Source organism: Streptomyces liliiviolaceus (genome assembly GCF_018070025.1).
GTDB classification, from domain to species: Bacteria; Actinomycetota; Actinomycetes; order Streptomycetales; family Streptomycetaceae; genus Streptomyces; species Streptomyces liliiviolaceus.
Window position 1 is genome coordinate 1,570,846 of record NZ_JAGPYQ010000001.1, and the last position, 26,663, is coordinate 1,597,508.

Below are 26,663 nucleotides of genomic sequence, written 5' to 3' on the forward strand. Positions count from 1 at the left end.
TGCGGCACTTCGAACATGAATCGCTTCGAACGCGCTTCGCTTCCTAGGTGAATCGCTTCGAACGCGACGTCGGCGGAGGTCTGCGAAAGGTGCGTGGTCTCGGACGAGGGGCGGCTGATCGCCGGACGGTACCGGCTGATCGAGCGGATCGGCCGCGGTGGCATGGGCACCGTGTGGCGGGCCGAGGACGAGACCCTCAGCCGTGAGATCGCGCTCAAGCGGCTGCACGCCCAACACCACCTGACCGACGACGAACTCGCCACCGTCCACGAACGCACCCGCCGCGAGGCGCGCAGCGCCGCCCGGATCGCCCACCCGAACGTGGTCGTCGTCCATGACGTCGTGGACGACGACGGACTGCCCTGCATCGTCATGGAGCACGTCCCCGGCACCGACCTGGGCTCGGTGCTCAAGGACGGCGGAGCCGTACCGCCCGCGGAGGCGGCCCGGGTCGGCCTCGGCATGGTCGCCGCACTGCGGGCGGCGCACGCGGCCGGGGTGCTGCACCGTGACGTGAAACCGGGCAACGTACTCCTCGACGCGGCCGGCCGCGTGGTGCTCACCGACTTCGGCATCGCCCAGGCGACCGGCACCTCGACGCTGACCAAGACCGGCGAACTCGTCGGATCGGTCGACTACATCGCGCCCGAACGCATAAAGGGCGGGAAGCCGGGCCCCGCCACCGACCTCTGGGCCCTGGGGGCGACGCTCTTCCAGTCCGTCGAGGGGCGGCCCCCGTTCCGCAAGGACACGGCGGTGGAGACCGCGTACGCCATAGCCGTCGACCCGCTCGTCCCCATGCGGCGGGCCGGGCCGCTCGAACCCCTCATCGCGGGGCTGCTGGCGAAGGACCCGCAGGAGCGCCCGTCGGCGGACGAGACCGAGCGGGCGCTGCGGGCGGTGGTCTCGGGGGCGGTGCCGGTGGTGCCGGAGCCGCGGTCGGCATCGGTGGACGCGGCGGCGGAGGCCGTGACCGGACCCGTTACCGGACCCGTCACGGGACTGGCGACCGGACCGGTGACCGGGCCGGTGACAGGACCTTTGACCGGGCGGGCGACCTCGGTCGATGACACGCTCCCCGCCGGACACGGGAGCGGACACGGGAGTGGACGCGCGAGCGGTGGCGGGGGCGGGAGCAGGAGACGCACGGTCGTCCGGAGCGCGGTGGCCGTGACGCTGGCCGCTGCGGCCGTGGCGGGCGGGCTCTACGTGATGTCGGCCGACCACGGGGACGGTACGCGGGACTCGGCCGTCTCCCCCGCTCCCTCCCCCTCGCCCACCGCCTCCCGGCCGCCCGCCGTGCCCGAGGGTTTCCACCTGGTCGAGGAGAAGGAGTTGGGCGCCTCCTTCCCCGTACCGGACGGCTGGCGGCGAGGCGACGCGAAGGCGACGGCCGAACAGGTCACCTACACCGACGAGTCGGGCCTGGTCGGCCTCACGATCAACACCGTGAACCCGGCGGGCGAGAACCCCGAGACGCACTTCGAGAACATAGAGGCGAACACCAAGGTCAACTACGACACGTACCGGAAACTGCGGATGCTGCGCACCACGTTCCGCGGGCTGCCCGCGGCGGTGTGGGAGTTCACCTTCGAGGGACGGGTACGGGCCTTTCGCGCCATCGACCTCGGGTTCGGGGAAGAGGGCGGCACCGAGTACTACATCTACCTCTCGGCGCCGGAGGCCCAGTGGGACACCCACCGGCCGGTGTTCGACAAGGTCAAGGCCGGCTTCCGCGTCCACTGACGGCAGCCGGCCGTCGGGCGGGGTGAAGTCACCGCAGCGGTCTGCGGATCCAGACCTCCCCGGCCATCGAGCCGGCGCCGGGACCGGCGCCGAAAGCGGTCTCCGGGAAGCCGCGCGGTCCGAGGACACCGAACCGCGACCATCCCCAGGAGCGGAACGCCTCCGCAGCGGCGCCCGGCGACCTGTCGGCCCCGTCCCGGTCACCGTCCGCGTCGTTCCCGTCCCCGCCTCCGTCCGCGCCGTGGTCGGAGGCGCGGTCCGTTGCCTGGCCGGTGGCGGCGACGACCAGATCGGCGTCGAGCCGGATCAGCAGCCGTTCGACCAGGCGCGTGGCGATGCCGCGGCGACGGTGGACCGGCAGCACCATCAGTTCGGCGAGCAGGAACGTACGGCCCGAGGCGGTGAGTTCCTCGATGTCCGTCGGCAACTCGCCCTGGAGGTCCGACCACCACTCGCCGCTGCGCGGCACCCGGAACCCGTACGCGCAGCCGACCGTCCCGGCCGTGTCGGCGACCATCATGTCGAAACCGGTGTGCTGCACATGCTGCTCAAGCCGGCGCAGGAAACCCTGGCGGTCACGGTGTTCCGCCCCCGCCGCGCCTCGGTACGCGCCGACGTACACGTCCGCCACGGCGTCCCGCTGTTGCTCCGCCTGCCACCGGGACAGTCTGCGCAAGTACACCTCTGCCATACGGGCCTCCCCCCGGCCGCGGGACGGGTATCCCCGGACTCGGCATCATCACAGCAGGAGCCGCCGTGGTAAACGGGGCCTGCGCAACGGCCGGTGATGATCCGTCATGTCCGCCGCCGTCCCCGGGCCGTCCGCGTGCGGCCGGGCAAGGGGGACGGGGACGGGAGGGGAGTGAGGCGGGGGGACCCGTGGAACACCCGTGCCAGGGGTCGTGCGGCCGTGGACGCATCGTCCGACGGCCGACGGTTCACAGGGCTGTGCAGGGCCGCCGGTCTCGCCTACGCTCGGAACAGAATGTGAGTGAGGCTCACCTGGACCCCGTGGTCAGGACCCGAGCCCGCCGATGATGACGAAGCCGTGGTCGACGGCTTCCCTCGCGCTCCCGGCCCCCGGACGCACCAGCCCCTGATTCCCGGGTGCCAGGACGAGGCGATCGAGAACGCCCAGCCGATTCACCTTCCCGCCGCTTCCCTTGCGAGCGGGCCCCTGTCCACATGTCCCTTGGACCTGACGGCGGTGCACTCCCGCGTGCCGCCGCGACCCGCCGAGGGATCTCAGGCCCTGACACCGCTGCCGGGGGGCGGCGTGGCAGGGCGGTGCGGTCGCCGCCGGTGGGCACCACACCGGCGGCGACCGCCACACCCCGGGCCGTGCGGGCCGCGGGTGTCAGCCGATGCAGAGCACGAGCAGGCAGAGCTGCGACGGCGATGTCGCCGACGGCGAGGGGCTGGCCGGTGGCGTCGCCGTTTCCGAGCCGCCCGTGCCGTCCGAGCCACTCGTCCCTTCGGTGTCGGCGGGTGCGGACGGCTGCTGTGACGCGCTGTCGGTCGGGTCCTGGGAGGACGACGACGAGGACGAAGCCGAGGTGGAAGCCGAAGAGGAGGGCGAGGACGCGCTGTCCGACCGCCGGTCGGACGCCGATGCCGTGCCCGGCGCGGACGCGTCCGGCCGGGAGCCCTGCGGGGCGACGGAGGACGGGGCGACCGTGCCCCGCTCGGCCGACCGGCCGGTCGCGGGCGACCGCGTGGACGCGTCCGCCGAGGACCGCCGGGTGTCGTCGGGCCGTGGCGCCGAGGGACGCGTGTACTCCGGCACCTCTTCCCCCATGGAGCCCGCGCCCGTCTTCGTGTTCGCGCCCGGGCCCGCGGCCTCCGGAGCCGACGCGGCCTCCGCGCGGTCGGCCGAGAGCCGGTCCATCGCGGTGAAGGTCAGACCGCCTCCGACGAGCGCGACGGCGGTCGCGACGACGGCCCGGCGCTGGTTCTTCTTCCAGCGGGCGCGCTGGCGGCGGCGCGCGGCCCGTCCCTGCGGTGCGGGCGTCGCCCCCTCGAAGCCGTCGAAGCCCTCGTGGTCGTACGCGCCGTCGTGGCCGTACGCGTCGGCGCCGTCCGTGCCGTGACCGGACGGGGCGGTGGCGGACGCGGCGAGGGCGGGCAGGGCGGAGGCCGAGGGCTCCCACACCGAGACGTCCGGCACGTCCGGCGCATCCGAGGTGTCCGGGACATCGTCCGGCGTCGTGCCCGCGGCGGCCAGGGTGACCCGGGGCTGGACGGGGTGGCGGCTGACGGTGACCGGGGCTATGTCGGGGGCGTAGGCGCCGCATCCGGGGCACACCAGGGCGCCGTTGAGATGCCGACGACACGAGGAGCAGTAGTCCATCAGCGTCTTCCTGAGTTGACTGGGCGCCGCCCCGCCGGTTCCCTGCCCGGTCATGGTCGTACGTGGGTACGTGGGGTCGAACGCCAGCCACGCTAACCAGGCCGCCGAGGCACTGTGTGCAGCCTGTGTGACGCTCCTGCGCAAATTCGCCGGGGGCCCGAGGGCAATGCCGCGCGCATCAGGACATCGCGCCCGCCCGCCTCCGGAGGGGTGCGGGGAACCGCGCGGCCGGCCGCCGCGCACCCGCGCACCCGCGCGGCCGGGTCAGGGCGTCCCGGGGCCGTCCGGCGCCGCATGACCCGCCGCGCGCCGGTACTCGGCGTTGATCCGCTGTGCTTCCTCCAACTGGTCCTCAAGGATCACGATCCGGCAGGCGGCCTCGACCGGGGTGCCCCGGTCGACCAGCTCGCGCGCACGGGCGGCGATCCGGAGCTGGTAGCGGGAGTACCGCCGGTGCCCGCCCTCGGAACGCAGTGGAGTGATGAGCCTGGCCTCCCCGATGGCCCGCAGGAAACCAGGAGTGGTGCCGAGCATCTCGGCGGCCCGGCCCATCGTGTACGCGGGGTAGTCGTCGTCGTCCAGTCGATCGCCCAGCGGATTCTCTGCTGTCATGTCACCTCGTTCTGCAACGCGTCCAGGGGCCCCGGTGCCTTACGGCACCAGGGCCCCGAGGGAAATTGAACACCATCCGCCGACGCCGCCGTCGCGCCGACCTTCTGTACCGCCGCCCGGCCCGGGAGAGGGCGGGGAGTACGGGGACCGTGCCCGCGCACGTGCCCTCGTGCCGTCTCCATGGGAGGTGGGCAGGAGCGGGCGCTGGATAGAATCGGCTTCCATGTCGAACCCTGACGAACTGCTCGTCGGTATCTCAGCCCTGGTGGAGTCCGGGCAGAGCAATCGGATGTCGCTGACCGTGGTCGCCGGTGGTGCTGTCATCACCGGCAGACTGGCTCCCGAGGCCGTGTGGCGGGAACGGGTCTCCGAGGTGCTGAAGGACTCCGACCATCTGGGCGCCTTCTCCGGTGTCTTCCTCGCGGACCGGCCGCAGGACCGTACCGGCTCCGCCGACCCTGACGGCTCCGCCGGCCCCGACGGCCACGCCGGGCGTGGCGGGGCGCCCACCCATCTGCACTTCCATCTCGCCCGGATCCTCCAGGGCAATGTCGGGATTCCCGAGACCGGCGGGATGTACCGCGTCGCGATCACCGATGTCAGCGCCTGGACCGTGGGCGACTTCAGCTACTCCGACCACTGAGCCACCGGTACCCGCCGTACCCCCCGACAAATGACGAAGGGCCCTGCCGACGTGCGTCGGCAGGGCCCTTCACCGTTCTGCGGTTCTGCGGGGCAGCAGATCAGCAGGTCAGTGGTTCAGCGGGTGACGCCCGCGTCGGTGCTCGCGGGAGCGGGCGCGGACGGCTCGGCCTCGCCGAGCATCGCCGAGGCGTTCTGCAGCGGGGTCAGGGCGGGCGGCGCGGCGGGCGCGGGCTCCTGGAGGCTGCGGCAGGTGAAACCGAGCCGGGTCATGGCCCGGGTGACCTCCGCGCCGGTGAAGTCGCGGCGGTCCTGCCGGGTGATGATCTCGCCGACCTGCTTGACCGGGTACTGGCGGCGGCCGATGAGCACGGACTCACCCGTGATGGCCTCGGGCTTGACGCCCTTCATCGAGTCCAGCACCCCGTTCTTGGTGAGGTCGAACGGGAACCGGGCGATGACACAGCGCATGATGCCTCACAGACAGAGAGGGAGGAGGGGCCGACCCGGGACGGGGGCGGGGTGGAGCAGCCGGACGGGGCGAGGGCTTCCACTGGGGGCTTCCACCGGGGGACGGTACCCGCCGCGGAGGCCGGCCGGGGCGGCGGGCTGCCGTGACCGCGTCACGTGCCCGGCCGGCCCCACCGGTCCGCGCGAGCGGCACCGCGCCCCGGGCGGAGCGCTCAGGCAGCCGCGTCGACGGCGGGCGGGCGCGGCGCCGAACGGCGTGCCGCGTCGCCCGTGGAACGGCTCCGGCCGCCGCGCCCGCGCCGGCCGCGGGACGCCGCGCCGGGTGCGGAGGAGGTGCTGCGCCGGGTCCGCTCGGAGGCGGGCGCCGTGATGGTGACCGGGATGCCCGAGGGGGCCTGGGCGCCGGTGATGCGGCTCAGCTCGGCTTCGCCCGAACGGACCTGGGTGGTCGTCGGGTTGATGCCCGCGGCGGCCATCAGACGGCTCATGTCGCGGCGCTGGTTGGGGGTCACCAGTGTGACCACGCTGCCGGACTCGCCCGCGCGGGCCGTACGGCCGCCGCGGTGCAGGTAGTCCTTGTGGTCGGTGGGCGGGTCGACGTTCACGACGAGGTCGAGGTTGTCGACGTGGATGCCGCGCGCCGCGACGTTGGTCGCCACCAGTACCGTCACATGCCCGGACTTGAAGCGGGACAGGGTCCGGGTGCGCTGCGGCTGGGACTTGCCGCCGTGCAGGGCCGCGGCCCGCACCCCGCTGTTCAGCAGGTGGTCGGTCAGCCGGTCCACCGCGTGCTTGGTGTCCAGGAACATGATCACGCGGCCTTCGCGGGCCGCGATCTCGGTGGTCGTGCGCTGCTTGTCCGCGCCGTGCACGTGCAGGACGTGGTGCTCCATGGTGGTCACGGCGCCCGCGGACGGGTCGACGGAGTGGACCACGGGGTCGGTCAGGTAGCGGCGGACCAGCAGGTCGACGTTGCGGTCGAGCGTGGCCGAGAACAGCATCCGCTGGCCGCCGGGCCGTACCTGGTCGAGCAGCGCGGTGACCTGCGGCATGAAGCCCATGTCGGTCATCTGGTCGGCCTCGTCCAGGACCGTGACGGCGACCTGGTCCAGGCGGCAGTCGCCACGGTTGATGAGGTCGGTGAGCCGGCCGGGCGTCGCGACGACGACCTCGGCGCCGGCGCGCAGCGCACCGGCCTGCTTGCCGATCGACATGCCGCCGACGACGGTGGTCAGCCGCAGCCGCAGGGAGCGGGCGTACGGGGTGAGCGCGTCGGTGACCTGCTGGGCCAGCTCGCGGGTGGGCACGAGGACCAGGGCCAGCGGCTGCCTCGGCTCGGCGCGCAGGCCCGCCGTACGGGCGAGCATCGCGAGGCCGAAGGCGAGGGTCTTGCCCGAGCCGGTGCGACCGCGGCCGAGCACGTCACGGCCGGCGAGGGAGTTCGGCAGGGTCGCGCCCTGGATCGGGAAGGGCACGGTCACGCCCTCGTGGGCGAGCGCGTCCAGCAGCTGCGCCGGCATGTCGAGATCGGCGAACGCCTCGACGGCGGGCAGGGCCGGGGTGATCGTCTTCGGCAGCGCGAACTCGCCCTGGGGCGCGCTCTGCCGGCGGCCGTAGCCGCCGCCGCTGTAGCCGCTGTGGCCGCCGTTGTCGGAACGGCGCGGGGAGCCGGAGCGGCCACCGCCACCGCTGCGGCCGGCGCTCGGATTTCCGGCGCCGCGGGTACGGGAGTAGCGGTCGTTCGTGCGCGTGCGGTTCACGTGGAACCTTCCTTGACATGGCACGTATCAAGGAATTCCCGCGGGGAACGAACAGCGCAGAGAATTGCAAGAACGAGCCGAATTAATGGGGAGCCGAATCGGTTGGAATATCGAAACGGCGGGGAATGTACGCGAGAGGCCTCGCCGGAGCGCGTTGCGCGTTTCCTGGGACGGGGCCGGTCGTTCCGTGCGGGTGGCTCCGACGGATTTTCATCCGGAGCTCGGACGGAGGACCCCGTGGAGCGGGTCGCGAATCCCCTGGAATGCAGCGAGCTGGGGCCCGCACCCCAAGGTGCGGGCCCCAGCTGCGAAGTGCGTGCCGACGTCAGGCGGGAACGATGTTCTCGGCCGTCGGGCCCTTCTGGCCCTGCGCGATGTCGAACGTGACCTTCTGGCCCTCGTTCAGCTCGCGGAAGCCCGAAGCCGCGATGTTCGAGTAGTGGGCGAAGACGTCGGCGCCGCCGCCGTCCTGCTCGATGAAGCCGAAGCCCTTTTCGCTGTTGAACCACTTCACGGTACCGGAAGCCATTTTGTCTCCTTCGGGGCGGTGCGTCGGGGCGCACACCGTGTGCGCTCCGTGTCGCCGTGATGATCACCCCACCGGAAATGCAACCGGAGCCATAAAGGATCCCCACCCGTACTGAACTGGTGGGGATGCCTGTCAAGATTTTCGGGAACCACAACATGCAACTGACATCGAGAGTAGCACGCTGCGATCGGGAGTGCGGGATGAGTTATTTCACTCAGCCTGTCGAGTAAGTAATTGTCATCGCGCGTGGGGGTCAATTCTCATGTGGTCGGCACAGGTATTGGACTGCCCGGGGGCATGGTTTCCGTGCCGCCGCCGGGTGGGGTTTTGGCCGCGGGCCCGGTGGGGGCTGGTCGCGCAGTTCCCCGCGCCCCTGTCTCAGGGGCCTGCGGCCCTGAGACAGGGGTCTGCGGGCGTCTCTCGTCAGGGCTGGACCGGGAGTGTTCGGCAGTTGGAGGTGGTGGGGGTGCCCGACAGGCGGTCCGTGAGCCAGTCGATGGCGGCCCCCTGGTCGGTCAGGAGCGGGGCGAAGTGGTTGAGCAGCGCGCTGCCCACGCCCGGCAGGATCACCGGCTTGTACGTGACGTCGGCGCCCTTGCCGCACCAGTCGACGGCGAGGTCCCGGGACTGGCCGTGCGGGACGAGGTTGTCGCTGACGCCCGTCGCGAGCCGGACCGGACCCGACGGCTTCAGCCTGCCGATGCGCTGACCGTCCAGGAACGTCTTGAGTTCGGGTGTGGTGGCGATGATGTCGCTGATGGAGCGGCCGTCGGTCGTCCATTTGGTGCTCTTGGCGTAGCCGTAGCCGAAGAGGGCGTCACCGACGCACATGGTGGACAGATCGGTGAGGGCCGCCTTCCCGGCCGCGTTCAGATGCGACTCGGCGATCGGCTTCAGCTCCGGGTCGGACTGGAGGAAGCCGTTGAGGGACCAGCCCAGCGCACCGGCCAGCTCACTGCCGTCGATGGCCTTCGTCACCGCGGTCAGGTCGGCGGGCGGGGCGCCCGCGTAGGTTCCGGCGAGGGTGATGTCGGGGGCGTACGAGGACTGCAGTTCGGCGGCCGCGGCGGTCGCCCCGCCGCCCTGGCTGTAGCCGAACAGCCCGACCGGGGAGTCGGCGGTGACCGAGGCGCCGCCGAGCGAGCGGGCCGCGCGGACGGCGTCGAGGACCGCGTGCGCCTCGTCGACCCGGTCGACGTAGGTGTGCAGCCGGTCGGTCGCGCCCAGGCCGGCGTAGTCGGTGACGACCACGGCGGCGCCCTTGGCGAGGAGCCGGTAGATCGACAGGTCCTCGTAGCCGACGGAGACCGTCTCGCCGTTGAACGACAGCGGGTGTTCGAGACCCATGGACGCGGCGCACTGGTCGCCCTGGCCCAGGGTGCCGGGCGCCAGCGCGACCAGGGGCCGCGGTCCGCCGCCCTTCCAGCGGGCCGTCGGTTCGATGTACGCCCCGGTGACGGCGACCGGCCCGCCGTTCGAGTCGGTGGACTTGTACATCAGCCGGGTCGCGGTGCCCGGCAGCGGTCCGTGGAGGCTGGGCAGGCTCAGGGCGAGCGGGAGCGGTTCGCTGCGCACGAGCGCGCCGTTCGCGGCGGGCAGGGTGGCCGGCGGGTTGTAGAAGGCGGGGATCGTGACGCCCCGGGAGACGACCTCGTCCGTCGCCGTGGCGGCGGTGGCCGTGAGTGCCTGGGCGGTGAGGCAGGCGGCGGCGGTGACTGCCGCGGCCAGCAGTTTTCTGCGTGCGGGCATGGCGAACCTCCTGTGGAGCGGCCGACAGGTGAAAGTCCGCCTGGAACTTACCTGCCAGTAAGTTACTCGTGGTAGCAGCAGGAAGGTTACGGTTCGGTAACTTGACGGGCTGTCTAATAGCGGGCCCGTTCCGGTCGCCCCGGAGGCCCGTCCGAAGCTGACGGGACGCGGACCGGAAGCTGACGGGAGCCAGACCAGAGGCTGACAGGACGGCCCCGCCCGTCGTCCCGAAGAGGGAGCCGGGAGCCTGTTCCTACTGCGTACCGAGTAGCGAAATGTGTCGGCAGACGCACGACGACAGGACGGGTCTCCACCGGACAGCCTGGAGGGACATTCGGCACCAGATGTGGAGACCTCCTGCCGTGGCTACTTTCCTGTACCGATTGGGCCGTCTGGCCTTCCGGCGTCGCTGGTACGCCGCCCTGGTCTGGGCGGCCGTCCTGGCCGCGGTGGGCCTGGGCGCGATGAAGGCCCCGGCGGCGGCCGAGGAGGCGTTCTCCATGCCGGGCATCGAGTCCCAGAAGGCGTTCGACCTGATGGAGCAGCGCTTCCCCGGGACGTCCGCCGACGGCGCGACCGCGCGGGTCGTCTTCGTCGCGCCGGACGGCGGGAAGGTCACCGCCGCCGAGAGCAAGGAGACCGTCGAGAAGACCGTGAAGGAACTGGGTGACGGCTCGCAGGTCGCGAGCGCCGTCGACCCCTTCCAGGCGAAGGCGGTCAGCAAGGACGGCACGACGGCGTACGCGACCGTCACCTACAAGGTCGGGCCCGAGGAGCTGACGGACGCCAGCAGGTCCCAGCTGGTGAAGGCGCTCGACGAGGCCCGGGACTCCGGGCTGACCGTCGAGGCCGGCGGGACCGCCATGGAGGAGAACGGCGGACCGGGCGGAGCGGCCGAACTGATCGGCGTCGCGATCGCCGCGGTCGTCCTGCTGGTCACCTTCGGTTCCCTCGCCGCGGCCGGACTGCCGCTGCTGACCGCCATCATCGGCGTCGGCGTGAGCATGGCCACGATCCTGACCCTGGCCAGCACCCTCGGCCTGTCCACCACCACCGGCACGCTGGCGATGATGCTGGGCCTCGCGGTCGGCATCGACTACGCCCTGTTCGTGGTCTCCCGCTACCGCGAGGAGCGCGCCAAGGGCCGTACGCCCGAGGAGGCCACCGCGCTCGCGACCGGTACGGCCGGTTCCGCGGTCGTCTTCGCCGGGCTCACCGTCGTCATCGCGCTGGCCGGACTCGCCGTCGTCGGCATCCCGATGCTCACCAAGATGGGCCTGGCCGCGGCCGGCGCCGTCGTCGTGGGCGTCTTCATCGCGCTGACGCTCGTACCGGCGCTGCTCGGCTTCTGGCCGAACGCCGTGCTCACCCGCAAGGCCCGCAAGAGCGGCCGGGTCGAGAAGGAGGCCGAGAGCAACGGCGGCACCCGCTGGGCGCGGTTCGTCCTGCGCCGGCCCGTACCCGTACTGCTCCTCGGCGTGGTCGGCCTCGGCGCCCTCGCGGTGCCGATGGCGGATCTGCAGCTGGGCATGCCCGGCGACGAGGCGAAGTCGACCTCCACCACCGAGCGCCGCGCCTACGACGCGCTCGCCGACGGCTTCGGACCGGGCTTCAACGGTCCGCTGACCGTCGTCGTGGACGCCAAGGGCGACGCCGACGCGAAGGGCGCCGTGGAGACGATCTCCAAGGAGATAGGCGCCACCGAGGGTGTCGTGTCAGTGTCCCCGGCGCGCTTCAACGAGGGCGGCGACACCGCCGTCTTCTCGGTCGTGCCCTCCACCGCGCCGACCGACCAGAGGACCACGGACCTGGTGAACACCATCCGCGGCGAGCGGACCGGGGTCGAGGCCGAGACCGGCGCGACCTTCGAGGTCACCGGCACCACCGCGCTGAACATCGACATCTCCGACAAGGTCTCGGGCGCCCTGGTCCCGTACCTGATCGTCGTGGTCGGCCTGGCGATCATCCTGCTGATGGTGGTCTTCCGGTCCCTGCTCGTCCCGCTGAAGGCGGCCCTCGGCTTCCTCCTGTCGGTCCTGGCCTCCCTCGGTGTGGTCGTCCTGGTCTTCCAGCAGGGCCACGGCGCCGACCTGATGGGCGTGGAGCAGACCGGCCCGATCATGAGCCTGATGCCGATCTTCCTGGTGGGCATCGTCTTCGGCCTGGCCATGGACTACGAGGTGTTCCTGGTCTCCCGGATGCGCGAGGCGTACGTCCACGGGGAGTCGCCCGCCCAGGCGGTGACCAGCGGATTCCGGCACAGCGCCCGGGTCGTCGTGGCCGCCGCGCTGATCATGATCGCGGTGTTCGCCGGCTTCATCGGCGAGAGCGAGTCCATGATCAAGATGATCGGCTTCGGGCTGGCCACCGCCGTCCTCTTCGACGCCTTCGTCGTCCGGATGGCGATCGTGCCCGCGGTCCTGGCCCTGCTCGGCCACAAGGCCTGGTGGCTGCCGGGCTGGCTCGACCGGCTGCTGCCCCGCGTCGACGTGGAGGGCGAGGCACTCAGCCGCAGGGCCGACGCGGACCCGGCGCCGTCCGACACGGCCGACCTGGAAGTGGCCCGCACCTGAGACCCATCCGGTCCACCCGGGACCCCTGAGGTCCGCCTGAGACCCCTGAGGTCCCATGAGGTCCACCTGAGGCGACGGCCTCCCTCCCCCCGGACGGGGCCGCCCGTGGCGAACGACACGGGCGGCCCCGTCGGCCGTTCGCGCCTCTCGGCGTCACGATGGACGACACGCAGCACGAAGGACCCAGTCCAGCCAACCGGAGAGCCCGATGTCCACCAGCCTGGAGCGCTACACCGACCGCTTCGAGCAGTACGCGGACCGCTACCCCTACGTCATCGACGCGGGGGTGGTCGTGGCACTGATGGGCTCCGCGAGCCTCGGCGCCTCGCTCACCATGCCCGGCGCCGACCCGCCCGACCAGGACAAGGCGGCGGTCATCCTCATGGGGGTGTCCTGCCTCGCCCTGCTCAAGCACCGCAGCCACCCGCGCACCGCCGTCACCGTCACGGCGGTCTGCACGGCGATCGCGATCTCGCTGGACTATCTGCTCACGCCCCTGCTGCTGGCCCCCATCATGGCGGCGCTCTACTGGATGGCCACCATCAGCGACCGGAAGACGACCCGCGTCTACGGCATCACCACCATGCTGGCGCTGATGGTCGCGACGGCGCTGTCCGACTCGATGGACGGCATCTCCCTGCTGCTGCGGACCATCGGCCCCTTCTTCTGGCTGCTGCTGCCGATCGCCGCGGGCAACATGACCCGGCTGCGGCGCGCCTATCTCACGGCCGTGCAGGCCCGTGCCGAACACGCCGAGCGCACCCGGGAGGAGGAGGCGCGGCTGCGCGTCACCGAGGAGCGCATGCGGATCGCCCGCGAACTGCACGACGTCGTCGCCCACCATCTGGCCCTGGCCAACGCGCAGGCCGGCACCGCCGCCCACCTCGCGCTCAGCAACCCCGAGCAGTCACGGAAGATCCTCACCGATCTGACCGGGACCACGTCGTCGGCGCTGCGCGAACTGAAGGCCACGCTGGGGCTGCTGCGCCAGAGCGACGACCCGGCCTCCCCCTCGCTCGAACCGTCCCCCGGCCTGCACTGCCTGCCCGATCTGGTGGCGGCGTGCGCGTCCGCCGGGGTCGCCGTCGCGGTGACCACGGAGGGCGTGCCCCAGCCGCTCTCCCCGGGGGTGGACCTCACGGCGTTCCGGATCGTGCAGGAGGCGCTGACCAATGTGACCAAGCACGCCGCCGCGGAGAGCGCGCACGTGCGGCTCGGTTACGCCGACTCCCGGCTGCTCATCACGGTCACGAACGACGGTCCGGCGGCGGTCGCCGCGGCTCCCGCAGGGGTGACGACCGCCACGACCGCCACGACCGCCACGGCGGCCCGGTCCGGCGGGCCGGGCCGGGGCTTCGGGGTCATGGGCATGCACGAACGCGCCCGGTCCATCGGCGGGGAGCTGCGGGCGGGCCCCCGCCCGGAGGGCGGCTTCGAGGTCACCACGGCGTTGCCGCTCCAGCCGCAGATGACGGGCGCGGGCCCGGGTGCGGGCCCTGGTACGGGGGTGACCGGGGTGTCGCGAGGGGGCGGGGAAGCCTCCGGAGCGGCCGACACCTCCGCGGCGGCCGACACCCCCGGCGCCTCCGGCACCGCCGACGCGGAGAAGTCCACGATGTCCACCATGTGCTCCAGCTGCTTCGCCTCGATCACCTCCTTCACCTCCTTCACCTCTGTGACCTCCGTGACCTCCGTGACCTCTTCGACCGCGGAGGGGGAGAAGTCATGAGCATCAAGGTGCTGCTCGCCGACGACCAGGCCCTGCTGCGGGCCACGTTCCGGATCCTGATCGATTCCTGCGACGACATGGCGGTGGTCGGCGAGGCCTCCGACGGCGCGGAGGCGGTGGACCTGACCCGCGCCCACCACCCCGACATCGTTCTCATGGACATCCGCATGCCGGGCGCGGACGGTCTCACGGCCACGGCCGAGATCTGCGCGGACCCGAAACTGTCCGCCACCCGCGTCCTCATCCTCACCACGTTCGAGACCGAGGACTATGTCGCCCAGGCGCTGCGCGCGGGGGCCAGCGGGTTCCTCGGCAAGGACGTCACGGCCGACACCCTGCTGGACGGGCTGAGAACCGTGGCGTCCGGCGAGGCCCTGCTGTCACCGGGCGCCACCCGCACGCTCATCACCCGCTTCCTCACGTCGCCCGCGCCCGGGGGCCACCTGGCTCCCCCGGAACGGCTGGCCGAACTCACGGTCCGCGAACGCGAGGTGATGGCCCTGGCGGCGGAGGGCAAGTCCAACACCGAGATCGCCGAGGACCTCACGGTCAGCCCGCTGACCGTACGCACCCACATCCACCGGGCCATGACGAAGCTGGGCGCCCGGGACCGGGCCCAACTCGTGGTCATCGCCTATCAGACGGGCCTGGTGCAGGCGGGGCCGACGGCGCTCTGAGGGCGACGCACACGCAGGCGACCCGCCGCGGTCCGTGGAATGCGGTCCGCGGCGAGTCGGTGGGTCCCGGCAGGCAGGTCAGGTCCCGGTCAGGCTGATGGCGATGTCCGTGACGTTCAGGGGGAACTGGCCGATGGACGTCGGCTCGCCGGTGAGCACGTTGACGCTGTAGAAGAACGCTCTGGTCGAGCCGTACGGCAGGAGCGAGGCGAAGGCGTCGTTCGAGGTCGTCTTGCCGTTCGTCAGGGTGCTGTAGATGTCGAGGCCCGCGTCGACACCGGCGTCGAAGCCGAGGAGGCCGGTCGGGACGAGGGTGCCCGCGTTGGGCGGCGACTGGATGACGACCTGGTCGTTGTACGTGTCGATGTCGAACAGGGTCGTCGCGGTGGACCCCACCAGGTCGTTGTTCGTGTAGCCGGCCGCGGTCACGCCCTGGGCCGCCGTGGTGAGCGGCGGGACGGTCAGCGCGCTGTCGGCGACCGTGGTGCCGTCGTTCAGGTTGTGCCGCAGGTTCTGGCCGTAGTTGCTGATCACCCGTAACCGGTCGGCCGCCGGGTTGAAGTCGATGTCGAAGACGGTGCCGTAGAGCGAGACCGCGAGCTGGGAGACCTTGGTGGCGACCACGGTGTCGGGGAGCGCCGGTGGCATCTTGATCGTGTAGATGCCGCCCTTGTCGCCCACGCCGTACAGCAGGCCGTTCTGCACCCGGAAGTCGATGCCGATGATCTTGGTGTCGCCGACGAGTCCGTCGATGACCAGCACCCAGTTGAGGACCTTCGGGTTGTCCGTCCAGAACGTGGACAGCAGGGTGCCGTCGCCGGCGAGGCCGTACGCCCGCAGGCTGGGAGTGGCGTCGGGGGCGGCGGAGCTGGAGCCGGGCGCGCTCAGGGTGAGCGCGGTTGCCGCGCACACGACCGCTACCGCCGCCGCGATTCTCTTCTTGACCGCTGCTTTCATTGTTTTCCCTCCCGTTTGAGCCGTACGAAACAATTCCGCTGCGCGGTCTCCATTAAGCCCAGGCGGGATCGGCCCGACAAGCCGATCGAGCCACAAGTAGGGCCGGATCAAGGAACTTTGCGCACTGTGACAAATGCGGGGTCGGTATATCCTTCATCGATTCACCCGGAGTGATAAGCGCCCGTCCGGATTTCATCTGTCGGCGCCCTCGCCTGCGGTGACATGCTCATGGCTATGGGGAGCCTCTTCGCCGAGCTGGCCCGGCAGGCGTCGGCCAACGCGCGCCGCGAGGTCGAGACGTACGTGCGCGAGATACCGGAACTCGGATCGTTGGACCTGAACTCACGGGCCAGGGACGAGACGCTGGAGTACTCGGTGTGGTTCAGGCGCCGCACGCTCGAACTGGCCCCGGACAACGGCGTGCTGACCGACGCCGACCTCGGTTACATCGCCTCCATGGGCGAGGCGCGGGCCGGGGCGGGCATGTCGCTGGACTCGCGGCAACGGGTCCTGCGCGTGCACACCGAACTCATGCTGCGCGAGATCAACGAGGCCACGGAGGCCCAGCGCGGCGGCGACGTCGACGAACTCATGCGCATCATGAGCTGGTTCGCCCCGCAGGGCGAGCGCGGCATCGGCGCGTACCGGCAGGGCTTCGTGACGGCGATGCGACGCCGGTTGCCGTACGTCGAACAAGTCGGCCTGCTGGCCCGGTCGATGCTGGCCGAGGACCCCATGGCGGCGGAGCTCGCGCTGCTCACGGGCCTGGAACTGGCCGAGCACTACGAGGTGACGGTGATCCGGGTGCCCGACTGCCCCGTCGGCGACCGTGACCTGGAGAGCGGCATCGAGACGCTGGTGAAGACCCACCGGGTGCCCGTCACCTGGCGCCCGGAGCGCGGGGGCAGGGGCGGTGAGCTGATCGCGCTGGTGCCGGGGGGCGCCGGGAGCGGGCGGGCGGCCCCCGCCGCCCCTGATCCGCTGTCGGCACCCGACGCGGCGGTGTCGGGAGTGGCCGGGCCCGACGCGGCCCTGTCCGGTCTCCTGCGGGATTTCGCCCAGGCGCTCGGCCGTCTCTGTGCCGTCGGGACCGCCGGAGCGCCGCGGTCCGAGCTGGCCGGTGCCCTCGACCGGGCCCGGCGGATCAGCAGGGCGGCCCCCCTGCGGCCTACGTCCGCGCGGTTGCGGGCGCACACCATGGCGGACGTCTTCGTCGAACTCGCGGTCGCCGACGTGCCGTTCGTCGACGACTGGCTCCGCGCGGTGGCCCGGAGCCTCGAACCCGGCCCGGACCTCCTCCTGACCCTCGACGCGTACTACCGCCACGACATGAACCGCGGTGCCGCGGCGGAGGCCCTCAACATCCATCCGCGCACCCTGGACTACCGCCTCCGCCGGGCGAGGGAACTCACGGACATCGACCCTGGCTCGACGCGGGGCGTACGCATCCTCAGCTCGGTCGTCACCCGGAGCCTGTCGGGAGCATGGCGGTGACCGGTCGGCCGGTGACCTCGGCGGCGGTCGCTCAGGGCACCGGCGAGCGACGAGACGGGAATGCGCTCGGACTTGGACATGGATATCCCCCCGGACCGGACCGGACCGAATTGCACGGCGATTGTGCTTGCGATTGCGATCACGATTGAGATTGCGGTTCCGTCGGGTCGGGGCGGTACGCGCATTCCCTTCCCTCGGGCGGGTTTCCCTCGGTGTATTTCCTTCGGCGGGCCGCCGCTCTCCCGATGTGTTCAAGACGGGGTCCGGGGGTGTCCCACGGTCGTCGCGCCCCTGAAGGGCTGAAGGGCTGAAGGGCTGAAGGGCTGAAGGGTCGAAGGGTCGGTGGCCGTGGCGGTCGTTCCCTGGGATTTCCCTCGTCTTCTCTTCGCAGGCCTGGACCAACCATCACCGGACCGTCCATCATGATGACGCTGCCATGACAACGTAGTCCTCGGGATGGTGACCGTGCGCGGATCCTTCGGCTGGGCGACCCTGGCCGCCGTTCTTCTCCTGGTGCCCTTCGCTTCCACTCCCGCTCAGGCGGCCCCGGCCGGACCGGAGCCCGCCGCCCGTGCGGACGCCACGGCGGCGGCGGACTGGACGGGGCCGCTCAGTACGCGGGGCCGCTGGATCGTCGACGCGAACGGCGACCGGTTCAAGCTGCGGTCCGGCAACTGGCACGGCGCCAGCGGCACCTGGAACGGCTCCGGGAACGTGGACGACGACGCGAGCCATCACGCGGGCGAGAACTCCGGGCGGATACCCCTCGGGCTGGACCGGGCGCCCATGGCCGAGATCGTCGCCGGGTTCCAGGAGATCGGGATCAACAGCATCCGGCTGCCCTTCTCCAACGAGATGGTCCACGACAGCCGCCCCGTCACCGACGACGCCGTCGCCGCCAATCCCGGACTCCGGGGCAGGACCCCGCTCCAGGTGTACGACGCCGTGATCGGCGAACTCACCGGCGCCGGACTCGCGGTGATCCTCAACAACCACACCAACACGACCCGTTGGTGCTGCGGGGTCGACGGCAACGAACGCTGGAACGCCAGCCAGTCCGTCCAGACCTGGGAGGACGACTGGCTCTTCATGGCCCGCCGCTACAAGGACAACAAGCGGGTCGTCGGCGCCGACCTCTACAACGAGGTCCGCCGCAACATCTGGGACGACCCCAACTGGGGCCTCGGCGACGACCACGACTGGTTCGCCGCCTCCCAGCGCGTCGGCGACCGCATCCTGACCGAGGCCAACGCCGATCTCCTCATCGTCGTCGAGGGCATCAACTGGACCGGCATCCCCGTCGACGGCTTCGCCCACGGCCGCCCCACCCTGGAACCCGTACGGAACCTGTCCCACACCCTCGTCGACTCCGGCAAGCTCGTGTACTCCGCCCACTTCTACGACTACACCGGCCCCAACCACAGCGGTGCCACGGGTACGGGCGAGACCACCGACCCCCGCTATCGCGACTTCAGCCCCGCCGAGCTGATCGACGTACTGAACCGCCAGGCCTTCTTCGTCACCGCCGAACAGGACCAGCACTTCACCGCGCCCGTGTGGATCAGCGAGTTCGGGGTGGGCGGCCGGGCGGAGACGAACGCCAAGGCGCGGGCCTGGTTCGAGAACTTCGTCGACCAACTGGTGCGCACCGACGCCGACTTCGCGTACTGGCCGCTCGTCGGCTGGCACGAGAACCGCACCGGCAACGGCTGGGCCCTGCTGCACTGGGACGCGGCGGGCCACCGTATGGGCGTGTACGACGGTGACGACTGGCGGGCCGCGGCGTGGAGCCGGCTCGTCGGGGCCTCCGGGCGTACCGGGCAGGTCGCCCCCGTCACGGAGTGGTCGATGCTCAGCCCCGACCACGGGGACTTCATCGCCTCGCGGCGGATGCGGGCGCTGCCGGACTTCGACTCCGGTGCGCGCAAGGCCGTGTGTCCCGACGGGCAGCGGCTGCTCGGGCTCGGGCACACGGGGAACCGGGGGCTCTGCTCCGACGTGACCACCGGGCCGCTGGCGAACGCTGCCGGGGCGCCCGAGGTCGTCAAGGACGAGCGGTACGTGCCGCCGGGCGGGGACTGGGCGTCCGGGTACACCAAGCTGCAGTGTGCCGACGGGCGGTTCGTGTCGGGGTACGCGGTGCGGGGGGCGGCGGTGTCGTCCGTGCTGTGCGCTGCCGCGCCGGGCGGGGTGATCACCGGTACGGCGGGTCGTACGGTGTGGTTCGACCGGGGGGACAACCGGGGGGCCGCGCCCAAGGGTGGGGACTTCGCGAACGGTCGCTACAAGGGGCAGTGTGCGGATGACGAGTATGTGGCGGGGGTCGCGTACACGGGTCGTATCGGGTCGTCCCGCACCCCGGACGCGCTGTTCTGCCGAAAGCTCCGCTGAGGTTTGCGTGTCGGGTGCGGGCCGGTGGGGGTTGCCCGCGCAGTTCCCCGCGCCCCTTAAAAGCCAAAAGATTGCGCAGTTCCCCGCGCCCCCATTCAGGGGCGCGGGGAACTGCGCGGCCAGCCACGGTGGGCCCGCGCCTTACGCCGGGACGTGGACCCGCTGGGACTTCGTCTCGGAAAGCCGCGCGGCCCGCGTCCGCGCACCGAACGCGGCCAGCGTCACCGCCCCCACCAGCCACGTCCCCGCGATGAAGTAGAAGACGCTCCGATACCCGTGCCCGGTGTACAGCGCGGCGACGATCAGCGGACCCGCCGCGTTCGACAGCCGCCCCAGCCCGTAGGACACGCTCGTGCCCAACGACCGGGCCCGCGTGTCGAACAGCTCGGGCGAGTACGCGTACGCCAGCGCCGTGTAGCCCCGCTCGAAGAGGTTCACGAGGAAGCCGAACACGATGATGAGCACGGGGTTGAAGGTGAGCCCGTACAGCAGCCCGCACACCGCGATCACCGTGCCGAAGGCGACCAGGCACCACTTGCGCTCGAACCGGTCGGTGACCAGCGACGCGAGATAGCAGCCGAGCGGCGCTCCGACCGTCGTCAGCGCCACGTAGAAGACGGACTTCTCGACGCTGAACCCCTCCTTGGCCAGCAGCGTCGGCGCCCAGCTCGAATAGCCGAAGAAGCCGATGGTCTGCGTCATCCACAGCACGGAGAGCAGCAGGGTCGGGAGCAGGTACTTCTTCTGGAGCAGCAGCCGCAGGGGCGCCTTCGTCGACGGTGTCTCGGCGACCGGCGGCGCGGGCTCGGGCAGCGGCCCCTTCTCCGCCGCCACGGCCGTCTCGATCTCCGTCAGGACCGCGTCGGCCGCCGCGTGCTCGCCCCGGCTCTCCAGCCAGCGCGGTGACTCCTTGAGGCGGCCGGAGAAGAGGACGAGCAGGACACCGAGCGAACCCCACAGGTAGACCAGCCGCCACGACCAGTCGTTGAGCGGGACGACCGCGCTGGCGATGAGGTTGGTGACGGGTGTGCCGCAGATGCCGATGGCGATGGCGTACGCCTGGTACTTGCCGCGGATCGCCGACGGGTACATCTCGTTGACGTAGACGACCCCGACGACGGTCATCGCCGACAGGCCCGCCGAGGTCAGGACGCGGAACACGCCGAGCGAGACCAGGTCCCAGGAGAACACCGCCGCGAACGACGAGATGCCGAAGAACAGCGTGGTCCAGATCAGGGCCCGTTTGCGGCCCCACCGGTCGGCTATGGACCCGGCGACGATCGCCCCGATGAACATGCCGACGAACGAGAGCGAGGTGACGTAGGCGACCTGGTCGACGGTCAGGCCCCACAGTTTGATCAGTTTCGGCGCGGTGGTGGCGAAGCTGTTGATGTCCGCGAACTCGAAGAAGTACGCGAAGGCGACGGCGAGCAGGGTGACCTTGTGGAACCGGGACACCGGCAGCCGGTCCAGCCGGTTCAGCGCGTTGGATTGCCGCATGTCAGAAGTCCTCGCCGGGCCAGTACAGGCCCATCGGATTGGCGACCAGGAGCTTGTGCCGCTGCTCGGCCGTGACCGCCACGTGCGGGATGTGGTCGACGAGCAGCCCGTCGTCCGGCATGTGGTCGGTGAGGTTGGGGTGCGGCCAGTCCGTGCCCCACAGCACCCGGTCGGGGAACTCCGCCACGACCCGGCGGGCGAAGGGGACGACGTCGGTGTAGGCGTGGCGTTCGCCGTGCAGGGCGGGCGGGCCCGTGACGGTCAGGCGTTCCGGGCAACTCACCTTCACCCACACGTCGTTGTGCTCGACGAACCGCAGGAAGCGGGTGAACTGCGGGCCGTCGACGGGCTCGGTCACGTCCGGCCGGCCCATGTGGTCCACCACGAGGGGCACGGGCAGCGACGCGAAGAAGCCCTCAAGCTCGGGCAGGTCGGCGCTCTCGAAGTAGAGGACGACGTGCCAGCCCAGCGGGGCGACCTTCTTGGCGATGGTGAGCAGGTCGTCGGCGGGCGAGGTGTCCACCAGACGGCGTACGAAGTTGAAGCGCACCCCGCGCACACCCGCCGCGTCCAGGGCGAGGAGTTCGCTCTCGCCGATGTCCGGGCGGACGGTCGCTATGCCGCGCGCCCGGCCGCCCGCCGAGCGGACCGCGTCGACCATGGCGCTGTTGTCCGCGCCGTGGCAGGTGGCCTGCACGATGACGTTGCGGGTCACCCCCAGGTGGTCGCGGAGCGCGAACAGGTCCTCCTTGCCGCCGTCGCAGGGCGTGTACTTGCGCTCCGGCGCGAAGGGGAACTCGGCCTGCGGGCCGAAGACATGGCAGTGCGTGTCGACGCTCCCCGGCGGCAGCCGGAAGGCGGGCGTGGACGGACCCGCGTACCAGTCCAGCCAGCCGGGGGTCTTGGGGGAGAGGGAGGTCATCGGCCGCCTCACCGCCCCTGTCGCTTCAGCAGGGCGTCCAGCCGCGGGTACACCGCGCGGGCGTTGTGCTCCTGGACCGCCGCCAGGTCGTCCGGGGAGAGGTCGGCTGCCTCCGCGTACCGGCGGGTGTCGTCGAAGTGGTGGCCGGTGCAGGGGTCGATGTCGCGGACCGCGCCGATCATCTCCGAGGCGAAGAGGAGGTTGCGGGCCGGGATCACGTCGTACAGGAGGTCCGAGCCGGCCTGGTGGTAGACGCAGGTGTCGAAGTGGACGTTGCCCAGAACGTGTTCTTCGAGCGGGGGTTTGCCCAGTGCCATCGCCAGGCCCCGGAAGCGGCCCCAGTGGTAGGGGACCGCGCCGCCGCCGTGCGGGATCACGAAGCGCAGCGTCGGGAAGTCGGCGAACAGGTCGCCCTGGACGAGCTGCATGAACGCCGTGGTGTCGGCGTTCAGATAGTGCGCGCCGGTGGTGTGGAAGGCCGGGTTGACGCTCGTACTGACGTGGATCATCGCCGGGACGTCGTACTCGGCCAGCTTCTCGTAGAGCGGGTACCACGAGCGGTCGGTGAGCGGCGGGGCCGTCCAGTGGCCGCCCGACGGGTCGGGGTTCAGGTTCACCGCGACCGCGCCGTACTCCTCCACGCAGCGGGTGAGTTCGGGGACGCAGGTGGCGGGGTCGACGCCCGGTGACTGCGGGAGCATCGCGGCGGGCACGAAGCGCTCCGGGTACAACTGCGCGACGCGGAAGCAGAGTTCGTTGCAGAGCGCGGCCCAGGCCGCGGACGTCGTGAAGTCCCCGACGTGGTGGGCCATGAACGACGCGCGCGGTGAGAACACCGTGACGTCGATGCCCCGCTCGTCCATCAGCCGCAACTGGTTCGGCTCGATGCTCTCGCGCAGCTCGTCGTCACCGATGCGCAGGTCCGCGGGGTCGGGCGCGGCCGATCGGTCGGTGAGGGCGGCGATCTGCCGATCGCGCCAGGCTCCCAGGGCGGGAGGGGCGGTCGTGTAGTGACCGTGACAGTCGATGATCATGACGGGGTCCTTCGCAAGCCGAGCTGCACTGCTGGGTGCCGTGCAGCCTCACCCCGGCCCGCGCCGCCGCACGAGAGGACCGGACACAGAACTAACGTCCCCTTAACACTCCGGCGGGTGCGGGGCCGGTGTGGTCTACATTCGGTTGCGTGGCTACGGGGAGTGGCCGCATGTCCCGTAGGGGTCGGAGCGGCCTCAAGGAGGTGGACCGGGTGCAGGTACTGCTGGCCGAGGACGACGACGGCGTGGCCGCGGCGCTCGTCGAGGCGCTGTACGACCACGGCCATGAGACCCGGCGGGTCCGCTACGGCCGGGACGTGCTCACCTACCACCGAAGCTCCGACCTGCTCCTTCTCGACCTGGGGCTGCCCGACACCGACGGCCTGGACGTGCTGCGCGCGCTGCGGGCGGTGAGCGACCTGCCGGTGGTGGTGCTCACCGCGCGCGGCGACGAGCGGTCCGTGGTGCGCGGGCTGCGGCTCGGCGCCGACGACTATCTCGTCAAGCCGGTACGCCTCGCCGAGCTGCTCGCCCGCATCGACACCGTCACGCGGCGTAACACCGCGAGGAACGCGCCCGCCGCCCCCGCCGTACGGACCGTCCGCGCCGCCGACGTCGAGGTGGAGCTGGACGCGCGCCGGGTCCGGGTCGGCGGGGCGGAGGTCGAGCTGACCACCAAGGAGTTCGACATCCTCGCCGTGCTGGCCGGCCGCGCGGGCACGGCGGTCAGCCGCGAGCAGCTGCTCGACGAGGTGTGGGGCGACGCCCACCACGGTGTGTCCCGCTCCCTGGACGTCCATCTCACCCAGCTGCGCGCCAAGCTGCGCCGCCCCGACCTGCTCACGACGATCCGGGGCTTCGGCTACCGCTTCGGCGCCTCGACGAGGGCCGACGAGGACTGAGGGGCGAGGCGTGCGCACGAGGGTCCAGGCCGCACTGCTGCTGTTCGTCGTGATCGCGGTGGCCGCGTTCGCCGTACCGCTGCTGCTGTTCACCGCGTCCGACCGCACCCAGCAGCTCGTCCTCGCCCGCAGCGCCGACCTCGACCGGTTCGCGGCCCTCATGGACCAGGCCGCGGCGACCGGCGACACCTCGGCCGTCGCCGCCGAGGCCCGGCGCTACACCCAGCTGTACGGCGAACCGCTCGTCGTCACCGACACGCGCCGCCGGACCGTCGTCCAGACCGGCGGTATGCGGGCCGCCGACCCCGCGGTGGCCCGGCTGCTCGACGCGGCCCTGCGCAACCAGACCGAGCATCCCTCGGCGGCACTGCGCCCCTGGTCACGGGGGTACCGGATGTTCGCCGAGCCCGCCGGCACCGGGACCCGCGTCTCCGGGGCCGTCGTGCTGCGGGCCTCGGTCGGCACCGCCGCCGACGAGATCACCCGGCGCTGGGCCGCCGTCCTCGCCGGGGCCGCGCTGGTCGCCGTCGCCTGCGCGGTCCTCGCGCGGGCCGCGACGGGGTGGGTGGTCAGCCCGCTGCGCCGGCTCGACCGGGCGGTGGGCCAGCTCGCCGCCGGACTCCCGCCCGAGCAGACCCGGGCCGGCGGCCCGCCCGAACTGCGCCAGCTCGCCATCGGCTTCAACCGCATGGCGCGTACCGTCACGGCGGCCCTGGAGCAGCAGCGCAGGCTCGTCGCCGACACGTCCCACCAGATGCGCAACCCGATGGCGGCGCTGCGGCTGCGCGTCGACGCCCTGCACACGCACCTGGCCCCGTCGGGCGAGCGCACGTACACCGGGGTCACCACCGAACTCGACCGCCTGGAGACCCTCCTCGACGATCTGCTCGCCCTCGCCACCGCGGAACACCGGGCCGGGGAACTGACCGTGACCGACGGCTCGGGCGGCCACTGCGACGCGGCGGCGGTGGCGGCGGACCGCTACCGCCTGTGGAAGCCGGTCGCCGAACGCGCCGGAGCCCGGCTGACCCTGACCCCCACCTCGGCCGCGCACCCGGTCCCGGCCGCCTGCACGGTCCGCGAACTGGCCCAGATCGCGGACATCCTGCTGGACAACGCCATCAAGTACGCGGGCGAGGGCGCGGAGATCACCCTCGACTGCGCCACCGAGCCCGGCTCCGGTTCCGGCTCCGGGGCGGGCTCCGGTTCCGGCTCCGGGTCGGGCTTCGCGGTCCTCACGGTGACGGACGACGGTCCCGGCCTCGGCGCGGACGAACTCGCCCTGGCCACCACCCGCTTCTGGCGCTCGGGCAGCCAACGCGAGAACCGCACGTCGGGTACGGGCCTGGGCCTGGCCATCGCCGAACAACTGCTGGCGGGCCGGGGCGGACGCCTGGAACTGACGGCGGCCCGACCGCGCGGGCTGCGGGCGAGGGCGGTGGTGCCGAGGTGAACCGCCCCCTCGACCGCCGCACCCTCCTGCACGCCGCCCTCGGCACGGCCGCCGTCGCCGTTCTCGGGGGTGCGCTCACCGCCGACGCCTCCGGGCTGCGCCCCGGGCCGAGCGGTGTGCTGCGCATCGCGACCGGTGAACCGACCGCGTTCTACGAGGCGTTCGGCCGCCTCCTCACCGCGGAGCTGGAGTCGGCGTACCCCCGGCTGAACTGCCGTGTCCGCACCACCGCGGGGAGCCTCACCAACATCGAGCTGCTCCGCGACCGCCGCGCCGACCTCGGACTCGTCCTCACCGACACGGCGCTGGCCGCCCAGGGCACCGACCTCTTCCCGCGGCCCGTGCCCCTGCGCGCGATCGGCCGGGTGTACGAGACCTACCTGCAGTTCGTCGTGCGCGCCGACTCCCCCGTGCGCGAGGTCGCCGACCTGGCCGGGCATCCCGTCTCGCTCGGCGCGACCGGATCGGGCGCGGCCGTGCTCGGCGACCGCATCCTGCACGCCGCGGGCCTCACCCCGGGCACCGACGTGCCCGTGCTCCATCTCCCGCTGGCCGACGCGGCCGAGGCGATGCGGGCGGGCTCGGTCGACGCGCTGATCGTCGCGGGCGGGGTGCCGCTGCCCGACCTGTCCGAACTCGACGAACGGCCCGGTCTGCGGTTCCTGCCGCTGGCCGGGCTGCTGCCCCGGCTGGGCGGTCGTGAGGGCCGGGCCGGTTCAGGCCTGGAGGTGGTGTCCCTGCCGCAGGGCGCGTACCGGTCGGCGGGCGGAGTGGCGACCATCGGGGTGTCCAACCTGCTGGTGTGCCGCCCCGATCTGCCGCACGCCGTCGCCGAGGCGCTGACCCGTCTGCTGGTCCTGCGGGCGACGGCCCTCGTCCCCGACAACGCCGTCGGCACCCAGTTCCTCGACGTCGGCAGCCTGATCGGCACGGGCGGGATCGCCCTGCATCCGGGGGCGGCCGAGGCGTACCGGGCCCTGCACGGCTGAGCCGCGACCCCGCCCCCTGCTCCGGCGGGCGCGTCGGCGGGTGCGGGGCATTAACCAGGTCACCTTTGTCACTGCCATGCCATACGCTGCGTCTTCGGCCGCGGGTACGCACCGTCGACGGTGCGAGGGGAACACGCGGCCGCTTCAAGCACGCCCGGCACGTACCGGGCTTCTTCGTGGGGG

20 protein-coding genes and 1 pseudogene are annotated in these 26,663 nt (G+C 71.9%); 10 read left to right on the forward strand and 11 right to left on the reverse strand.

Annotated elements, in window-relative coordinates:
* The first annotated feature begins 93 nt into the window (after window positions 1–93).
* Window positions 94–1,746: a serine/threonine-protein kinase gene (locus J8N05_RS06980; protein WP_210881583.1), complete on the forward strand. Its 1,653-nt coding sequence runs from the start codon at window positions 94–96 to the stop codon at window positions 1,744–1,746.
* 28 nt (window positions 1,747–1,774) lie between these two features.
* Here J8N05_RS06980 and J8N05_RS06985 read toward each other — a convergent pair whose 3' ends face one another.
* The 3 genes from J8N05_RS06985 to J8N05_RS06995 all read right to left on the reverse strand — a co-directional run bounded on the left by J8N05_RS06985 (window position 1,775) and on the right by J8N05_RS06995 (window position 4,708).
* A complete protein-coding gene (locus tag J8N05_RS06985) occupies window positions 1,775–2,437 on the reverse strand; it encodes a hypothetical protein (protein WP_210881584.1) in 663 nt (220 codons plus the stop codon).
* A gap of 666 nt (window positions 2,438–3,103) precedes the next feature.
* Complete coding sequence (locus J8N05_RS06990; RefSeq protein ID WP_210881585.1) at window positions 3,104–4,150, reverse strand: SCO2400 family protein; 1,047 nt, start codon at window positions 4,148–4,150, stop codon at window positions 3,104–3,106.
* A gap of 210 nt (window positions 4,151–4,360) precedes the next feature.
* Complete coding sequence (locus tag J8N05_RS06995) at window positions 4,361–4,708, reverse strand: MerR family transcriptional regulator (protein ID WP_210881586.1); 348 nt, start codon at window positions 4,706–4,708, stop codon at window positions 4,361–4,363.
* A gap of 223 nt (window positions 4,709–4,931) precedes the next feature.
* Here J8N05_RS06995 and J8N05_RS07000 point away from each other — a divergent pair, with 223 nt between their 5' ends.
* A complete protein-coding gene (locus J8N05_RS07000) occupies window positions 4,932–5,351 on the forward strand; it encodes a hypothetical protein (RefSeq protein ID WP_210881587.1) in 420 nt (139 codons plus the stop codon).
* 116 nt (window positions 5,352–5,467) lie between these two features.
* Here the strand turns inward: J8N05_RS07000 and J8N05_RS07005 are convergent, their stop codons facing one another.
* From J8N05_RS07005 to J8N05_RS07020, 4 genes are all read right to left on the reverse strand, one after another.
* Window positions 5,468–5,821, reverse strand: a complete 354-nt coding sequence (locus J8N05_RS07005; protein ID WP_210881588.1) for an SCO5918 family protein — start codon at window positions 5,819–5,821, stop codon at window positions 5,468–5,470.
* Window positions 5,822–6,033: 212 nt separating this feature from the next.
* Window positions 6,034–7,581: a DEAD/DEAH box helicase gene (locus tag J8N05_RS07010; RefSeq protein ID WP_210881589.1), complete on the reverse strand. Its 1,548-nt coding sequence runs from the start codon at window positions 7,579–7,581 to the stop codon at window positions 6,034–6,036.
* A gap of 325 nt (window positions 7,582–7,906) precedes the next feature.
* Window positions 7,907–8,110: a cold-shock protein gene (locus J8N05_RS07015; protein WP_210881590.1), complete on the reverse strand. Its 204-nt coding sequence runs from the start codon at window positions 8,108–8,110 to the stop codon at window positions 7,907–7,909.
* A 423-nt stretch (window positions 8,111–8,533) separates the two neighbouring features.
* A complete protein-coding gene (locus J8N05_RS07020) occupies window positions 8,534–9,859 on the reverse strand; it encodes a lipase family protein (RefSeq protein ID WP_210881591.1) in 1,326 nt (441 codons plus the stop codon).
* Between the two features lie 362 nt (window positions 9,860–10,221).
* On the opposite strand from J8N05_RS07020, the gene J8N05_RS07025 reads away from it, so the two are divergent.
* The 3 genes and pseudogenes from J8N05_RS07025 to J8N05_RS07035 all read left to right on the forward strand — a co-directional run bounded on the left by J8N05_RS07025 (window position 10,222) and on the right by J8N05_RS07035 (window position 14,838).
* Entirely contained in the window at window positions 10,222–12,432 is a 2,211-nt protein-coding gene (locus tag J8N05_RS07025; RefSeq protein WP_210881592.1) for an MMPL family transporter, read from the forward strand.
* A gap of 208 nt (window positions 12,433–12,640) precedes the next feature.
* Window positions 12,641–13,900, forward strand: a pseudogene (locus tag J8N05_RS07030) (sensor histidine kinase); the annotation flags it as partial.
* Between the two features lie 257 nt (window positions 13,901–14,157).
* Window positions 14,158–14,838 carry a response regulator transcription factor gene (locus J8N05_RS07035; RefSeq protein WP_210881593.1) on the forward strand — a complete coding sequence of 227 codons (681 nt, stop codon included), beginning with the start codon at window positions 14,158–14,160 and terminating at the stop codon, window positions 14,836–14,838.
* 78 nt (window positions 14,839–14,916) lie between these two features.
* Here J8N05_RS07035 and J8N05_RS07040 read toward each other — a convergent pair whose 3' ends face one another.
* Window positions 14,917–15,795 carry a DUF4394 domain-containing protein gene (locus J8N05_RS07040; RefSeq protein WP_210881594.1) on the reverse strand — a complete coding sequence of 293 codons (879 nt, stop codon included), beginning with the start codon at window positions 15,793–15,795 and terminating at the stop codon, window positions 14,917–14,919.
* Window positions 15,796–16,029: 234 nt separating this feature from the next.
* On the opposite strand from J8N05_RS07040, the gene J8N05_RS07045 reads away from it, so the two are divergent.
* Together J8N05_RS07045 and J8N05_RS07050 are read left to right on the forward strand one after the other, a co-directional pair.
* Window positions 16,030–17,289, forward strand: a complete 1,260-nt coding sequence (locus J8N05_RS07045; protein WP_210890050.1) for a PucR family transcriptional regulator — start codon at window positions 16,030–16,032, stop codon at window positions 17,287–17,289.
* Window positions 17,290–17,745: 456 nt separating this feature from the next.
* Window positions 17,746–19,680, forward strand: a complete 1,935-nt coding sequence (locus tag J8N05_RS07050; RefSeq protein ID WP_210881595.1) for a glycoside hydrolase family 5 protein — start codon at window positions 17,746–17,748, stop codon at window positions 19,678–19,680.
* 141 nt (window positions 19,681–19,821) lie between these two features.
* Here J8N05_RS07050 and J8N05_RS07055 read toward each other — a convergent pair whose 3' ends face one another.
* The 3 genes from J8N05_RS07055 to J8N05_RS07065 are packed head-to-tail and all read right to left on the reverse strand — an operon-like array spanning window position 19,822 to window position 23,136.
* Complete coding sequence (locus J8N05_RS07055; RefSeq protein WP_210881596.1) at window positions 19,822–21,180, reverse strand: MFS transporter; 1,359 nt, start codon at window positions 21,178–21,180, stop codon at window positions 19,822–19,824.
* Between the two features lies 1 nt (window position 21,181).
* Window positions 21,182–22,102, reverse strand: a complete 921-nt coding sequence (locus J8N05_RS07060; protein WP_210881597.1) for an amidohydrolase family protein — start codon at window positions 22,100–22,102, stop codon at window positions 21,182–21,184.
* 8 nt (window positions 22,103–22,110) lie between these two features.
* The gene (locus J8N05_RS07065; protein WP_210881598.1) at window positions 22,111–23,136 is read right to left on the reverse strand and encodes an amidohydrolase family protein; all 1,026 of its coding nucleotides are present in this window, start codon (window positions 23,134–23,136) and stop codon (window positions 22,111–22,113) included.
* A 212-nt stretch (window positions 23,137–23,348) separates the two neighbouring features.
* Here J8N05_RS07065 and J8N05_RS07070 point away from each other — a divergent pair, with 212 nt between their 5' ends.
* Genes J8N05_RS07070 through J8N05_RS07080 form a run of 3 tightly spaced genes read left to right on the forward strand, consistent with a single transcriptional unit; the run spans window position 23,349 to window position 26,480 of the window.
* Complete coding sequence (locus J8N05_RS07070; RefSeq protein WP_210890051.1) at window positions 23,349–24,038, forward strand: response regulator transcription factor; 690 nt, start codon at window positions 23,349–23,351, stop codon at window positions 24,036–24,038.
* A gap of 10 nt (window positions 24,039–24,048) precedes the next feature.
* A complete protein-coding gene (locus J8N05_RS07075) occupies window positions 24,049–25,491 on the forward strand; it encodes a sensor histidine kinase (RefSeq protein ID WP_210881599.1) in 1,443 nt (480 codons plus the stop codon).
* Window positions 25,488–26,480, forward strand: coding sequence for a TAXI family TRAP transporter solute-binding subunit (locus tag J8N05_RS07080; RefSeq protein WP_210881600.1), 993 nt, complete (start codon window positions 25,488–25,490; stop codon window positions 26,478–26,480). The genes J8N05_RS07075 and J8N05_RS07080 overlap by 4 nt, the downstream gene beginning before the upstream one ends.
* Window positions 26,481–26,663: the final 183 nt, after the last annotated feature.